The organism is Gemmobacter fulvus (assembly GCF_018798885.1).
Taxonomy (GTDB): Bacteria; Pseudomonadota; Alphaproteobacteria; order Rhodobacterales; family Rhodobacteraceae; genus Gemmobacter; species Gemmobacter fulvus.
The window spans coordinates 2,517,582-2,531,133 of the sequence record NZ_CP076361.1; the positions used below are offsets into that span (position 1 = coordinate 2,517,582).

Annotated in this window: 14 protein-coding genes; 9 read left to right on the plus strand and 5 right to left on the minus strand. The window is 62.6% G+C overall.

Going from position 1 to position 13,552, the window contains the following annotated elements:
- The first annotated feature begins 85 nt into the window (after positions 1-85).
- The 6 genes from KM031_RS12210 to KM031_RS12235 all read left to right on the plus strand — a co-directional run bounded on the left by KM031_RS12210 (position 86) and on the right by KM031_RS12235 (position 5,871).
- Positions 86-1,102, plus strand: a complete 1,017-nt coding sequence (locus tag KM031_RS12210) for a DNA-directed RNA polymerase subunit alpha (protein ID WP_215504641.1) — start codon at positions 86-88, stop codon at positions 1,100-1,102.
- A 133-nt stretch (positions 1,103-1,235) separates the two neighbouring features.
- Positions 1,236-1,655: a 50S ribosomal protein L17 gene (rplQ, locus tag KM031_RS12215; RefSeq protein WP_215504640.1), complete on the plus strand. Its 420-nt coding sequence runs from the start codon at positions 1,236-1,238 to the stop codon at positions 1,653-1,655.
- 147 nt (positions 1,656-1,802) lie between these two features.
- Positions 1,803-2,414, plus strand: coding sequence for an autoinducer binding domain-containing protein (locus tag KM031_RS12220; RefSeq protein ID WP_215504639.1), 612 nt, complete (start codon positions 1,803-1,805; stop codon positions 2,412-2,414).
- A 55-nt stretch (positions 2,415-2,469) separates the two neighbouring features.
- Positions 2,470-3,057, plus strand: coding sequence for an acyl-homoserine-lactone synthase (locus KM031_RS12225; protein WP_215504638.1), 588 nt, complete (start codon positions 2,470-2,472; stop codon positions 3,055-3,057).
- Positions 3,058-3,143: 86 nt separating this feature from the next.
- Positions 3,144-4,526, plus strand: coding sequence for a Do family serine endopeptidase (locus KM031_RS12230; protein WP_215504637.1), 1,383 nt, complete (start codon positions 3,144-3,146; stop codon positions 4,524-4,526).
- Between the two features lie 37 nt (positions 4,527-4,563).
- Entirely contained in the window at positions 4,564-5,871 is a 1,308-nt protein-coding gene (locus KM031_RS12235) for a replication-associated recombination protein A (RefSeq protein ID WP_215504636.1), read from the plus strand.
- Between the two features lie 9 nt (positions 5,872-5,880).
- Here the strand turns inward: KM031_RS12235 and KM031_RS12240 are convergent, their stop codons facing one another.
- Positions 5,881-6,612, minus strand: coding sequence for an SDR family NAD(P)-dependent oxidoreductase (locus tag KM031_RS12240; RefSeq protein WP_215504635.1), 732 nt, complete (start codon positions 6,610-6,612; stop codon positions 5,881-5,883).
- 140 nt (positions 6,613-6,752) lie between these two features.
- Here KM031_RS12240 and argB point away from each other — a divergent pair, with 140 nt between their 5' ends.
- From argB to KM031_RS12255, 3 genes are read left to right on the plus strand one after another with little or no spacing between them, the layout of a single operon-like run.
- Complete coding sequence (gene argB / locus KM031_RS12245; RefSeq protein ID WP_246566987.1) at positions 6,753-7,631, plus strand: acetylglutamate kinase; 879 nt, start codon at positions 6,753-6,755, stop codon at positions 7,629-7,631.
- Positions 7,632-7,662: 31 nt separating this feature from the next.
- Entirely contained in the window at positions 7,663-8,328 is a 666-nt protein-coding gene (locus KM031_RS12250) for a ferredoxin (RefSeq protein ID WP_215504633.1), read from the plus strand.
- On the plus strand, positions 8,325-8,831 hold the full coding sequence (locus KM031_RS12255; protein ID WP_215504632.1) for a SixA phosphatase family protein: 507 nt from the start codon (positions 8,325-8,327) through the stop codon (positions 8,829-8,831). Before KM031_RS12250 ends, KM031_RS12255 begins: the two co-directional genes overlap by 4 nt.
- A 78-nt stretch (positions 8,832-8,909) precedes the next feature.
- Here KM031_RS12255 and KM031_RS12260 read toward each other — a convergent pair whose 3' ends face one another.
- The 4 genes from KM031_RS12260 to KM031_RS12275 all read right to left on the minus strand — a co-directional run bounded on the left by KM031_RS12260 (position 8,910) and on the right by KM031_RS12275 (position 13,430).
- Positions 8,910-9,689, minus strand: a complete 780-nt coding sequence (locus tag KM031_RS12260; RefSeq protein ID WP_281417226.1) for an amino acid ABC transporter ATP-binding protein — start codon at positions 9,687-9,689, stop codon at positions 8,910-8,912.
- 12 nt (positions 9,690-9,701) lie between these two features.
- Positions 9,702-11,009 (minus strand): amino acid ABC transporter permease, encoded by a 1,308-nt coding sequence (locus KM031_RS12265; protein WP_215504631.1) that lies wholly within the window; start codon positions 11,007-11,009, stop codon positions 9,702-9,704.
- 1 nt (position 11,010) lies between these two features.
- Positions 11,011-12,288, minus strand: coding sequence for an amino acid ABC transporter permease (locus KM031_RS12270; protein ID WP_215504630.1), 1,278 nt, complete (start codon positions 12,286-12,288; stop codon positions 11,011-11,013).
- A 125-nt stretch (positions 12,289-12,413) separates the two neighbouring features.
- Complete coding sequence (locus tag KM031_RS12275; protein ID WP_215504629.1) at positions 12,414-13,430, minus strand: amino acid ABC transporter substrate-binding protein; 1,017 nt, start codon at positions 13,428-13,430, stop codon at positions 12,414-12,416.
- Positions 13,431-13,552: the final 122 nt, after the last annotated feature.

A 13,552-nucleotide genomic window follows, 5' to 3' on the forward strand; every position in this document is an offset into this window, starting at 1 on the left:
TTGCGCGGCCCGGTTTCGTATTTCTGATCCTCGGGCGTTGTCTGCTTTCGGGACATGGGCAGAGAACAAGTATGGAGGCGACAGCATGATCCACAAGAATTGGGCCGAACTGATCAAACCGATGCAATTGGTTGTGAAGCCGGGGCCCGATGCCTCGCGCACTGCCACTGTCATCGCAGAGCCGCTGGAGCGTGGCTTTGGTCTGACCCTCGGCAACGCGCTGCGCCGCGTGCTGATGTCGTCGCTTCAGGGCGGGGCCATCACCTCGGTGCAGATCGACAACGTGCTGCATGAGTTCTCGTCGGTGGCGGGCGTGCGTGAAGACGTGACCGACATCGTGCTGAATCTCAAGGGCGTCAGCCTGAAGATGGAAGTCGAAGGGCCGAAGCGCCTGTCGATCTCGGCCAAGGGGCCGGGCGTCGTGACGGCGGGCGATATTTCCGAATCGAATGGCATCGAGGTTCTGAACAAGGACCATGTGATCTGCCACCTCGACGACGGTGCCGATGTGTTCATGGAACTGACCGTGAACACCGGCAAAGGGTATGTCGCAGCAGACAAGAACAAGCCGGAAGATGCACCGATCGGCCTGATTGCCATCGACGCGATTTTCTCGCCGGTCAAGAAAGTGTCCTATGAAGTCACCGCGACCCGCGAAGGTCAGGTGCTGGATTATGACAAGCTGACCATGAAGATCGAAACCAATGGTGCGCTGACGCCGGAAGACGCCGTGGCCTATGCCGCGCGCATCCTCCAGGATCAGCTGGCTGTGTTCGTGAACTTCGACGAGCCGGAATCGGCAACCCGCAGCGATGTGGAAGACGGGCTGGAATTCAACCCGCTGTTGCTGAAGAAGGTCGACGAACTGGAACTGTCGGTCCGTTCGGCAAACTGCCTCAAGAACGACAATATCGTCTATATCGGCGATCTGATCCAGAAAACCGAAGCAGAGATGCTGCGCACGCCGAACTTCGGTCGCAAGTCGCTGAACGAGATCAAGGAAGTGCTTTCGGGCATGGGCCTGCACCTCGGCATGGATGTCGAGGATTGGCCGCCGGAAAACATCGAAGATCTGGCCAAGCGCTTCGAAGACCAGTTCTAAGCAGGCCGGGCGGGGGATCTCCCGCCCGCTGCGAAAATGCCCGCAATTGCGGGGAACCCCTGGGCAATTCCGCCCCAACGAAGTCGCCCCAACGCAGGGCGGCAGTACAAAGCAAAACGCTTAGGAGACCATCATGCGTCACGCTCGCGGCTACCGTCGCCTGAACCGCACCCACGAACACCGCAAGGCGCTGTTCGCCAACATGTCCGGCTCGCTCATCGAGCATGAGCAGATCAAGACCACGCTGCCGAAGGCCAAGGAACTGCGTCCGATCGTTGAAAAACTGATCACGCTGGCCAAGCGCGGCGACCTGCATGCCCGCCGTCAGGCTGCGGCTGCGCTGAAAGAAGACCGTCATGTGGAGCGGCTGTTTGCCATCCTCGGCCCGCGCTATGCCAACCGTCAGGGCGGCTATATCCGCATCCTGAAAGCCGGTTTCCGTTATGGCGACATGGCACCGATGGCGATCATCGAATTCGTGGATCGTGATCCGTCGGCCAAAGGCGCTGCTGATCATGCCCGCACCGCTGCTGAAGAAGCCGCCGACGCATAAGATTTGCCGCACAGGCACCCAAGGCCCGCCACTGGCGGGCCTTTTTCTTTTTATAGCATGGCTTTGCGGGCACCTCCCGCCGGGTCGGCTCTGGTCTCGCAACGCGTTGCAGCTTAAGGTTGAACCCGAATCGAACAGAGCGGACGGATGACCATACAGCGCGGCATAGACCTTGATCTGCACCAGCTTTCCTTGCTGGCGCCATCAGGCTATTTCATCGGGCTGCACATCCGTTTCACCTCGCCGCTGCTGACCTTCCAGACCTATCCGCAAGCCTGGACCGATCATTATACCGAACATGGCTATGCCATGCGGGATCCGATCATCGCCTGGGGCTTCACGACGCTGGGCCATACAAGGTGGAGCGAGATCGCCTTTCCCGATACTTTCGGGATCCTGCGCCAAGCGGCGTCCTATGGTCTGGTTTATGGCATGTCTGTGTCCTGTGGCCCGGTGTCCTCGCGGACGATCAGCGGCCTGGCGCGTGCCGACCGGGAGTTCACCGACGAGGAGATCGCCCGCGCCGAATCCATCATTTCCCGGCTGCACCGTGTCACCCAGCCGCCGGAAAACCTGACCGACGCGCAGATCGGTGCGCTCCGCCTCATCGCTGCTGGTGATCGCCATGCGGCGGCGGCGGCGAAGCTCGGGATCTCCGAAAGTGCGCTGAAGGCGCGGCTCAATTCTGCGCGCCAGCGGTTGCTGGCCCGCACCACAGCAGAAGCCATTCAACGTGCCAAGGACTACCGCCTGATCTGACGCGCCGGCCGTTCCCCTGTTTTCGGGGGTTTTTCACTTAGCCGGAGTGACACTCATGCAAACGACGACGCTTTCCTTTGCCAATATGCACAACCATGGCGAGCTGATGGCAAATATCTTTCGCGCAAGGCGGCAGAGCTTTATCATCCAGAACCGCTGGGATCTGCCCGAGGCGCTGGGGATGGAATATGACCAATACGATACCCCCGCGAGCCGCTGGATTGCCGTCCATGACGGGCCGAACGTGCTGGCGGGTATCCGCCTGACGCCCACAACGGCGCGCTGTGGCATCTACAGCTACATGATCCGCGATGCGCAACGCGGGCTGCTCGATACCATTCCGGACGATCTGCTCTATGCCCCGGCGCCGGTGGATGCCCATATCTGGGAATCGAGCCGGGTGTTTGTGGCCCATGACACGCCGATGGCGATCCGCCGCCGCGTTCATGCCCATCTGATTACCGAAATGACCAAATCCGCCCGCACACTTGGCGCGGCGCGGGTCGTGGGCATCATTCCGGCCAGCTGGCCGCGTTGGGCCGGGCGCTGCGGGTTGGATGCACAGGCGGCGGGGCGCGTGCTGGATTTCGACGGATACGAAAGCCAATGCGTGACGATCAACCTGCTGGACCGTCTGCATTGAAGCGTTGCAAGCGCGAGGCCGTCTCCCCATATGGGGGACGGCTGTTTCAGATGCGGGCCAAGGCGGTCCAGAATGCAGGCAATGACATGATACGATTTCCGACTCTGATTCTGGCGCTGTGGTGTGCCCTGCCACTGTCCGCCGAAACCGTGCCGCAATCGGCCCCCGAAATTTCGCTGAGCTTCGCGCCGGTTGTGCGCAGTGCCGCCCCGGCGGTGGTCAATATCTATGCGACAGTCGTGGTGCAGCGGCGCGAAACCCCGTTTGCGGGCGATCCGTTCTTTGAACAGTTTTTTCAGGGCTATGGCCGCAGCACCCCGCGGCTTGAAAATGCACTTGGCTCGGGCGTGATTGTCGCCGCCGATGGTGTGGTGGTGTCCAACTATCACGTGGTGGCGCAGGCGACCGAGATCCGGGTGGAGCTGGCCGACCGGCGCGAGTTCCGGGCGCATGTGCTGCTGGCCGATGAAGAGGCCGATCTGGCGGTGCTGCAACTGGAAGGCGCGCAGGATCTGCCCGCCTTGCCCCTGCGCAATTCCGATGATCTGGAGGTGGGCGAGTTGGTGCTGGCCATCGGCAATCCCTTCGGGGTCGGACAGACCGTGTCTTCGGGCATCATTTCCGGCCTTGGGCGGTCAACCCTGTCGATCGGGGCAGGGCGGGGCTATTTCATCCAGACCGATGCGGCGATCAATCCGGGCAACTCCGGTGGCGCACTGGTTGATGTGCGCGGGCAACTGGTCGGCATCAATACCGCGATCCTGACCAAGGGCGGCGGCTCCAATGGCATCGGTTTTGCGATTCCAGCCAATCTTGTGCAGAATTTCATGGATCAGGCCGTGGCGGGAGAAACCCGCTTTCAGCGACCTTGGGCCGGGATCGTCGGGCAGGCGATGGATGCGGGCATGGCCGAGGCGATGGGCCTGCCCCGCCCGGAGGGTGTGGTCGTCTCGGATCTGCATCCCGAAAGCCCGTTCAAGGCGGCGGGCCTTGCCGTGGGCGATGTGATCCTCGCGCTGGAGGGTGAGCTGACCGACAGCCCGCAAGAGGTGATGTTCCGTCTGGCGGCCATGGGGATCGGGCGCGATGTGACGGTGCGCTTCCTGCATCAGGGCAGCCCCAAGGAGGCGCGCCTGACGCTGGTGGCACCGCCGGACAGCCCACCCCGCGCCGAACAGCGGGTGGAGGGCGATGTGGTGCTGCGCGGCCTGTCTGTGGCCCGTATCAACCCTGCGGTCACCGCCGAGATGGATCTGCCCTCCGAGGTGACGGAAGGCGTGGTGGTGACGGGGGTGGATGATCTGGCGGCGGCCAGCGGGCTGCGGCGCGGCGACATCCTGCTGGCGATCAACGGCGCCCGTGTGCAGGAGCCCGGGGATGTGGCGCCGCTTGCCCAACCGACCCAGCGGCGCTGGAGCATCGAGGTGCTGCGCGGTGGCCGCCCGCTTCTTCTGCGCTTCCGCATCTGATCTTCCCTCCCGCCGGGGGAGGGCGTAGTCTGCCCGCATGTCCGATCTGTTTGACACGCCCGCCCGCCCACAGCCGGAGGCCCCGCGCCCTCTGGCGGATCGTCTGCGTCCGCGCTCCCTGTCCGAGGTGATCGGGCAGGCGCATGTTCTGGGGCCGGACGGGCCCCTGGGCGCGATGCTGGCGGCGGGCAGTCTGTCGTCGCTGATCCTGTGGGGGCCGCCCGGCGTGGGCAAGACCACTATCGCGCGGCTGCTGGCGGCGCAGACCGACCATGCCTTTGTGCAGATCAGCGCGATTTTCACCGGCGTGCCAGAACTGCGCAAGGTGTTCGAGCAGGCCAAGATCCGGCGCAGCAACGGCCAGGGCACCTTGCTGTTCGTGGACGAGATCCACCGCTTCAACAAGGCGCAGCAGGACGGCTTTCTGCCGCATATGGAGGATGGCACCATCCTTCTGGTCGGGGCCACCACCGAAAACCCGAGCTTCGAGCTGAACGCCGCCTTGCTGTCACGGGCGCAGGTGATCGTGCTGGAACGGCTGAGCTTGGCCGATCTGGAACGGCTGGCGCAGCGGGCCGAGCAGGATCTGGGCCGTGCCCTGCCGCTGAAGGCCGAGGCGCGCGAGGCGATGCTGGAAATGGCCGATGGCGACGGGCGCGCCCTGCTGAACCTGATCGAACAAGTGGCGGCGATCAAGGGCGAGCCTTTGACCCGGGCGCAGCTGTCACAGCGGCTGATGCGGCGCGCCACGAAATACGACAAGTCCGGCGAAGAACATTACAACCTGATTTCCGCGCTGCACAAATCGGTGCGCGGTTCAGACCCGGATGCCGCACTCTACTGGTTTGCGCGGATGCTGGAAGGTGGCGAAGATCCCCGCTTTCTGGCCCGCCGCATCATCCGCATGGCGGTAGAGGACATCGGCCTAGCCGACCCGCAGGCGCAGGAGATCTGTCTTGCCAGCTGGCAGACCTATGAACGGCTGGGCAGCCCGGAGGGCGAATTGGCGCTGGCCAATGCGGTGGTCTATATCGCGCTCGCGCCAAAATCGAACGGGGTCTATGTCGCCTACAAAGCCGCACGGGCTGCCGCGCGCGAGACCGGCAGCCAGCCACCGCCGCTGCATATCCGCAATGCGCCGACCAAACTGATGAAAGAGATCGGCTATGGCGCGGGTTATGCCTATGACCATGACGCCGAAGACGGGTTTTCGGGGCAGGATTATTTCCCCGAAGGCATGCGCCGCCCGGTCTTTTACATCCCGCCGGAACGCGGGTTTGAGCGCGAGTTGAAAAAGCGGGTCGAGTATTTCGCCAAGCTGCGCGCCAAACGGCAGGGCGGCTGACGCGCAGCGTCAGACGTGCTGCGCGCCGTTGACCTGAATCTCGGCCCCCGAAATATAGCTCGACTGATCCGAACACAGAAACCAGATGGCATCGGCCACTTCGCGCGGTTGGCCCAGCCGCCGCATCGGCAATTGTTCGACGATCTTATCTGTGCCGGGGCTGAGGATCGAGGTTTCGATCTCGCCCGGGGCAATCGCGTTCACCCGCACACCCAACGGGCCGAAGTCATGCGCCATTTCCCGCGTCAGGGCCGCCAGCGCCGCCTTCGAGGTGGAATAGGCCGCCCCGGCAAACGGATGCACCCGGCTGCCCGCGATCGAGGTGACGTTGACGACCGAGCCTTTCGCCGCTGACAACTCGTCCTTGAAGCCGCGCGCCAGCACGATCGAGGCGAAGAAATTGACGTGGAACACCTGACCCCAAGTGCGAAGATCGGTGTCCAGCGTGTTCAGCCGCCCGCCCCCCGCCGCCTTTGGTGAAATTCCGGCATTGTTGACAAGGGCATGCAGCTTGCCACCGATCTTCTGCTTGATCGAGGCAATGGCCGCAATCGTGGCATCAGGGCTGGCCAGATCAATCTGGATATGGTTCTCCTCGCCGCCCGGCCAGGGGCAGCGCGGATCAAAGGCGTGGCGGGAACAGGTCAGCACGCGCCAGCCTTCCATGCCGAACCGTTTGACCGTGGCGTGGCCGATACCCCGGCTGGCACCGGTCAGAACCATGACTTTCTGCTCGCTCATCGCTGCCTCCGCGCGTTATGCCGCCACCCTACGCAGGCAGCGCGGATTTGCAAGCTTGGCAGAGGGCCGCAAAGGGGCTACCAAAGCGCCCGAACCCCGCGAACCCTGATCGGCCCCCCATGAAAAAGCAGACTGCGACCATGCAAGATCCCCACGCCACCGCAAAGACGCTGTCCGAAGCCCTGCCGCATCTTCAGCGTTATTCGGGGGCGGTTGTCGTCGTGAAATTCGGCGGCAATGCGATGGGCGACGATGATGCGATGGCCGAATTTGCCCGTGACATCGTGCTGATGCGTCAGGTCGGCGTGAACCCGGTGGTGGTGCATGGCGGCGGGCCGATGATCAACGAGATGCTGGCCAAGCTGGGCATCAAATCCGAATTCGTGCGCGGCAAGCGGGTGACCGACAAGGCCACGGTCGAAGTGGTGGAGATGATCCTGTCGGGTCTGGTCAACAAGCGCATCGTGCAGGCGATCAACGATCAGGGCGGGCGGGCCGTCGGCATTTCCGGCAAGGATGATGACATGATGGTCTGCGTCGCCGATGACCCGGAACTGGGCTTCGTCGGCACGCCGGTGGAAATGAACGTGCAGGTGCTGCGCGATCTTTATGCGGCGGGCATCATTCCTGTTGTGGCGCCGGTGGCGACCGGCATGGCCGACAATGAAACCTTCAACGTGAACGGCGATACCGCCGCAGGCGCGATTGCCGGGGCGTTGCAAGCGGATCGTCTGTTGCTGCTGACCGATGTGTCGGGCGTGAAAAACGCGGCGGGCGAGGTGATGACCCAGATCTCTCCCGAAGAGATTCGCCAGATGACGGCGGATGGGGTGATTGCGGGCGGCATGATTCCCAAAACCGAAACGGCGCTGCTGGCGTTGGAACAGGGCGTGCGGGCCGTGACCATTCTGGATGGCCGCCTGCCCAATGCCTGCCTGCTGGAACTGTTCACCGATCATGGGGCGGGCAGCCAGATCCGCTCGACCGAACCGCGCGTCAAGCCGCGTATCCGCCGCTGACCACGGGCGAGGGGCAGGGGAGGCGCGTGCGATGACAACCCTGCACAGCATCCAGACCCGGCTCGCAGCGCATCATCTGGCGGTCTTTGGCGGCTTTCACGCCAAGGACGACGCCACGCTTCCCCCCGGCACACGCAGCCTGCTGCTGATCGGCCCGGCAGAGCCGGGGTTCTGGCCTGCCTTCACCGCCCAGCCGGAATGGCAGGACGGCGGCGAAAACCCGATGGACCGCTGGTCGCGCCGGGTGATCGGCAGGCTGGCCTGCGACCTTGGCGGTAAGGCGCTGTTTCCCTTTGGCGGGCCGCCCTATCATCCGTTCTTTCAATGGGCGCTCCGTTCGGGGCGGGCCTGGCAAAGCCCGGTGCGGCTACTGGTGCATGACACGGCCGGGCTTTTTGTCTCGTATCGCGGGGCCCTAGCGCTGAAACAGCCGCTGGACCTGCCCGAACCTGCGGTGAGCCCCTGCACCTCCTGCGCCCAGCCCTGCCTGACCGCCTGCCCGGCCGGGGCGCTGACCGGCGCGGGCTATGATCTGCCCGCCTGCCACGGTTTTCTGGAGACTGAGGCCGGGCAAACCTGTCTGAGCGGCGGTTGTCATGTGCGCCGCGCTTGCCCGCTGTCGCAAAGCTATGCAAGACTGCCAGAACATTCCGCCTATCACATGGCGATGTTTCACGGGGGGCAGTTCCACAGATGACCAAACGCCTGATCCTGACACGGCACGCGAAATCCAGCTGGGATGACCCGCTGATGAATGACCATGACCGCCCGCTGAACGAGCGCGGCAAGATGGCGGCAGCAGATCTGGGGGCCTGGCTCGCCTCGCGCGGCTATGTGCCGCAAGAGGTGCTGTGCTCTGATGCGCTGCGCACCCGCAAAACCTGGTCGGGCATTGCGCCCGCCCTGCCGGGCACCCCGGTGCTGGCGCTGAAACCCGCCCTCTATCATGCGGGGCCGGATGTCATGCTGGCGGTGCTGCGCCATGCCACGGCAGACACGGTGATGATGATCGGCCACAATCCGGGCATTGCGGAATTTGCCCAGCGGCTTGTGGCGCGGGCTCCGCTGAACCCGGAATTCCAGCGCTTCCCGACCGGGGCAACCCTTGTCGCCGATTTCGCCATCGAATCGTGGGAAGAGGCGGGCTGGGGCATGGCTGCGGTGGATGATTTCATCATCCCGCGCGAAATGGCGGCCTGATCCGCATGAAAAAAAGGGTGCGGATCTCTCCGCACCCCTCTGCCGACCGCGTGGGGGATCGCTCCCCCGCGCTTTTTTTTAATGCCCGAGGATCTGGCTCAGGAACAGTTTGGTGCGCTCGCTTTGCGGGTTGTTGAAGAACTCGCGCGGTTCGTTCTGTTCGACGATCTGGCCCTGATCCATGAAGATCACGCGGTTGGCCACGGCCTGTGCAAAGCCCATCTCATGCGTCACGCAGAGCATGGTCATGCCTTCTTCCGCGAGGCTGATCATGGTGTCGAGCACCTCTTTGATCATCTCGGGGTCAAGGGCCGAGGTTGGCTCGTCAAACAGCATGATGCGCGGTTTCATGCAGAGCGACCGAGCAATCGCCACACGCTGCTGCTGCCCGCCCGACAATTGCCCCGGGTATTTATGCGCCTGTTCCGGGATTTTGACCTTGCGAAGGAAGTGCATGGCCGTTTCTTCCGCTTCTTTCTTCGGCACCTTGCGCACCCAGATCGGAGCGAGGGTGCAGTTTTCCAGGATCGTCAGATGCGGGAACAGGTTGAAATGCTGAAACACCATCCCGACCTCTGAGCGCACCTTGTCGATGTTCTTCAGATCATTGGTCAGTTCGGTGCCATCCACGATGATCTGGCCCTGCTGGTGTTCCTCCAGCCGGTTGATGCAGCGGATCAGTGTGGATTTGCCAGAGCCGGAGGGGCCGCAGATCACGATCCGCTCGCCCTTCTGCACCGTCATGTTCACATCGCGCAGCACGTGAAAGCTGCCATACCACTTGTTCATATTGGTGATCTGGATGGCGACCTCATCCGAGACCATCATCTTGCTACGGTCGATTGCTTGTTCCGACATGGATGTCGCTCCTTAACGGTGATCGGTCTTCAGCTTGCGCTCCAGCCACATGGAGTAGCGCGACATGCCAAAGCAGATGAGGAAGAAGAGGGCGCCTGCGAACAGGTAGGGTTCCCAGTAGATGCCCTTCCAGTTGATGTCGGCCCGCACGATCTGGGTGATGCCTTTCAGCGGATCGTTCAGCCCGACAAAGGCCACCAGCGTGGTATCCTTGAACAGGCCGATGAACGACGACACGATGCCGGGGATGGAGATCTTGAGCGCCTGCGGCATCACGATCAGCCGCTGCGCCTGCCAGTAATCCAGACCCAGCGCATCGCCCGCCTCGTATTGGCCGCGCGGCAGCGCCGCAAGGCCACCCCGGATCACCTCGGCGATATAGGCCGCGGCAAACAGGGTTACGAGGATGATCACGCGCAGAATGATGTCGAAATCATTGCCCGGCGGCAGGAAGTATTGCAGCAGCAGTGATGCGGTGAACAGCAGGGTGATCAGCGGCACGCCCCGGATGAATTCGATGAACCCGACCGACAGCGTGCGCACCAGCAGCATGTCCGACCGACGCCCCAGCGCCAGCAGGATGCCCATCGGCAGTGATGCGGAAATCGCGGTGATGCCGATGACGATCGACAGCAGGAAACCACCGAACTGATCGCTGTCGACCGACTCGATGCCCAGCGGGATCGCGCCTTGCAGCGCCGCCGTGACCGGACCACTGGCCAGAAGCCACCACAGCACCGCCGCAACAAACCCGGCAGAGGCGCCGATGATCACGCCAAAGCGGGCGCTGACCAGTTTGAACACCACGGCCATCACGCCGAACCCGGCCATGGCCATCACGGGCGCCCAGACCGAGCCACCCCAGAGCAGCCAGAACATTAGCGCCGGATAGAGTGCCGTGAACCAGAGCATCTTGCGGGGCAGGGCGGTATAGAGCACCGGTGCCAGCGCAACAAACAGCAGGCAGAAGGCCAGTGTCGGACGCCAGTAGAGGTATTGTGGATAGAAGCCGAAGATATATTGGTGCCAGCGTGCCTTGACCATGGCCCAGCAGGCCCCGGTCGCACCTTCGCCCCAGCGCTCTGCAATGATCTGCCGACATTCGCCTAGCGAATTGGCATTCCATACGGAATGCAGCAGCCAGGGCAGCGCATTGCTCAGCACCCAATACAGCGCCAGCAGACCGAGGATGGTCAGCACCGAGTTCAGCGGGCCGGAGAACAGGTTCTCCCGCAGCCATTTCACCGCGCCTTTTTCGCCCGCAGGCGGATCCAGCGGCGGCAGCATCTGGCTGCGCACATACGAGATATGTTCCTGCATCTCAGCGCTCCTTCAGCTTCACGGCACGGTTGAACATGTTCATCACCGACGAGATGATGAGGCTGATGGTCAGATAGATCGCCATCATCAGCAACATGCACTCCAGCTCTTTGCCGGTCTGGTTCAGGGTGATCCCCCCAAGCGTGCCCCGCAGATCCATGTAGGATACGGCAATGGCGAGCGAGGTGTTCTTGGTCAGGTTCAGATACTGGCTGATCAAGGGCGGGATGATGACGCGCAGCGCCTGCGGCAGGATGATCAGGTTCATCGTGCGACCGGGACGCAGGCCCAGGGCAAACGCCGCCTCGGACTGGCCGCGCGCCACGGCCATGATGCCTGCGCGCACGATTTCAGCAATGAAAGCAGCGGTATAGAGCGCGAGTGCAACCGTCAGCGCGGTGAAAGAGTGTAACACTTCCATCCCGCCGGTGAAGTTGAACTTGGTCAGGCGCGGATAATCCAGATGGAAGCCCAGCCACCAGCCCAGCACCAGCAGCGGCAGCACGATCACGGCAATGCTTTTCCACCAGGTGGTGGGGCGGATGCCGGTCTCTTCCTGCACACGTTTGGCATGGGAACGGATCAGATGATTGGCCCAAAGCGCGGCAGCCAGCACGATCAGGAAGGCCAGAACATTGGCATTCATCGAGATCGGTCCCAGCTCCAGCCGACCCAGCCCGTTGTCGACCATCGGCGCGGGCATGTTGATGCCGCGATTGGTCAGCGCGATGCTGTCATCAAAGATCATGCTGGCCTTCGGGGCCTCGCCCGCGGCCTGCATGGCTTCGGTGACGCGATAGGCGGAGGGTGCAGGGGTCGTCTCGGACAGGATGGTGCCTGCCAGCAAGATCCACAGCAGCACCGGCACGTTGCGGAACACCTCGACATAGACCGTCATCAGGCGGCCCACGAGCCAGTTCTTGGAAAGCCGTAACACGCCGATGAAGACCCCCAGAATGGTGGCCAGTGTGCAGCCCACCACCGCAGACAGCAGCGTGTTCAGCACGCCAATCAATGCGGCGCGGGCATGGGTGCTGTCATTGGTGTAACTGATCAGCGTCTGGTTGATGTCATACCCTGCACGCGCGCCCAGAAACCCGAAATCGAAGGTCCGGTCTTTGGCTGCAAGGTTCTGGATGGTGTTGTTCACCAACCAGGACAGGAACAATAGGAACAGGATCAGCACAATCACCTGAATGGTGATCGAGCGATACCGTGTGTCATAAATAAGCATACTCAACCGAAAGGATTCTTTCGGTGTGTCCTGGACGAAAGCCATGGAAATGTACCCCCTGGGCCTGCCCGCGTCCGGGTTGTCCCGGTGAATTATGGTGCGGTGCAGGTATAACGGTGTGGTGGGGGCGCGGGCACTGGCCCTGAGGCCGCGCCCGCGCCGGGATCAGATCAGCGGAAGGGCGGGGCGTATTGCAGGCCGCCTTGGGTCCACAGCGCATTCAGGCCGCGGGCCAGCTTGATCGGGGTTGCCGAGCCGATATTCGCCTCGAAGATCTCGCCATAGTTGCCCGAAGCGGCAATGGCGCGCTTGGACCAGTCTTTGTCGAGACCCAGCATCGCGCCCAAGTCGCCTTCCATGCCAAGCAGACGCTTGATTTCCGGGTTTTGGGTCGATGCGGCCATTTCTTCGATATTGGCCGAGGTGATGCCGAATTCTTCGGCCGACAGCAGCGCGAAGAAGGTCCAGCGGACCACATCACCCCATTGGTTGTCGCCATGACGCACCAGCGGGCCGAGCGGCTCTTTGGAGATGATCTCCGGCAGGATGATGTGGTTGTCAGCATCCGGCATGGTGGCGCGCGAGGCGGCAAGGCCCGACGCGTCGGTGGTGTAGGTGTCGCACGAACCGGCGAGATACTGGCGCTGGCCTTCGGAATCATCAGCAACGGTGACCGGCTTGTAGGTCATGTTGTTGGCTTTGAAGAAGTCGGCGAGGTTCAGTTCGGTCGTGGTGCCGGTCTGGATGCAGACCGTCGCGCCGTCCAGTTCCTTGGCGGAGGACACGCCAAGATCTTTTTTCACCATGAAGCCCTGGCCGTCATAGTAGTTGACGCCGACGAAATCGAACTTCAGATCAACGTCACGCTGGAACGACCAGGTGGAGTTGCGGATCAGCACGTCCACTTCGCCCGAGGCCAGCGCGGTGAAGCGGGTCTCGCCGGTGGTGGGCACATATTTCACCTTGGAGGCATCGCCAAGAACGGCCGCAGCAACCGCCTTGCACAGCGCCACGTCGAAGCCCTGATAGGCCCCGTTCGCGTCAGGGGCACCAAAGCCGGTCAGACCGACGTTGACACCGCAGATCAGCTCGCCACGTGCCTTCACGTCGTCCAGCGTACCTGCTCCGGCGAGTCCGGCGGCAAGTGCGGCGACCGAAAGCGTGCCAAGGAATACGGGTTTTTTCATGCGTACCTCTTCCTGAATTCCCGCCCATTTTCAGGCGGATGTTATTAAAACCCCTGTGGCGGGGTCGAAAACTGATGGAGGGAGGCCCTCTCAGTGTGGGACAGTTTCGTGCAAAGCGCTTT

Bases quoted from the DNA above. Each gene is read 5' to 3' on its own strand.
- KM031_RS12230 (WP_215504637.1), top strand. From the start codon at position 3,144: ATGATACGATTTCCGACTCTGATTCTGGCGCTGTGGTGTGCCCTGCCA.
- KM031_RS12255 (WP_215504632.1), top strand. From the start codon at position 8,325: ATGACCAAACGCCTGATCCTGACACGGCACGCGAAATCCAGCTGGGAT.
- KM031_RS12210 (WP_215504641.1), top strand. From the start codon at position 86: ATGATCCACAAGAATTGGGCCGAACTGATCAAACCGATGCAATTGGTT.
- KM031_RS12265 (WP_215504631.1), bottom strand. From the start codon at position 11,009: ATGCAGGAACATATCTCGTATGTGCGCAGCCAGATGCTGCCGCCGCTG.
- KM031_RS12240 (WP_215504635.1), bottom strand. From the start codon at position 6,612: ATGAGCGAGCAGAAAGTCATGGTTCTGACCGGTGCCAGCCGGGGTATC.
- rplQ (WP_215504640.1), top strand. From the start codon at position 1,236: ATGCGTCACGCTCGCGGCTACCGTCGCCTGAACCGCACCCACGAACAC.
- argB (WP_246566987.1), top strand. From the start codon at position 6,753: ATGCAAGATCCCCACGCCACCGCAAAGACGCTGTCCGAAGCCCTGCCG.
- KM031_RS12225 (WP_215504638.1), top strand. From the start codon at position 2,470: ATGCAAACGACGACGCTTTCCTTTGCCAATATGCACAACCATGGCGAG.
- KM031_RS12250 (WP_215504633.1), top strand. From the start codon at position 7,663: ATGACAACCCTGCACAGCATCCAGACCCGGCTCGCAGCGCATCATCTG.
- KM031_RS12220 (WP_215504639.1), top strand. From the start codon at position 1,803: ATGACCATACAGCGCGGCATAGACCTTGATCTGCACCAGCTTTCCTTG.
- KM031_RS12260 (WP_281417226.1), bottom strand. From the start codon at position 9,689: ATGTCGGAACAAGCAATCGACCGTAGCAAGATGATGGTCTCGGATGAG.
- KM031_RS12235 (WP_215504636.1), top strand. From the start codon at position 4,564: ATGTCCGATCTGTTTGACACGCCCGCCCGCCCACAGCCGGAGGCCCCG.
- KM031_RS12270 (WP_215504630.1), bottom strand. From the start codon at position 12,288: ATGGCTTTCGTCCAGGACACACCGAAAGAATCCTTTCGGTTGAGTATG.
- KM031_RS12275 (WP_215504629.1), bottom strand. From the start codon at position 13,430: ATGAAAAAACCCGTATTCCTTGGCACGCTTTCGGTCGCCGCACTTGCC.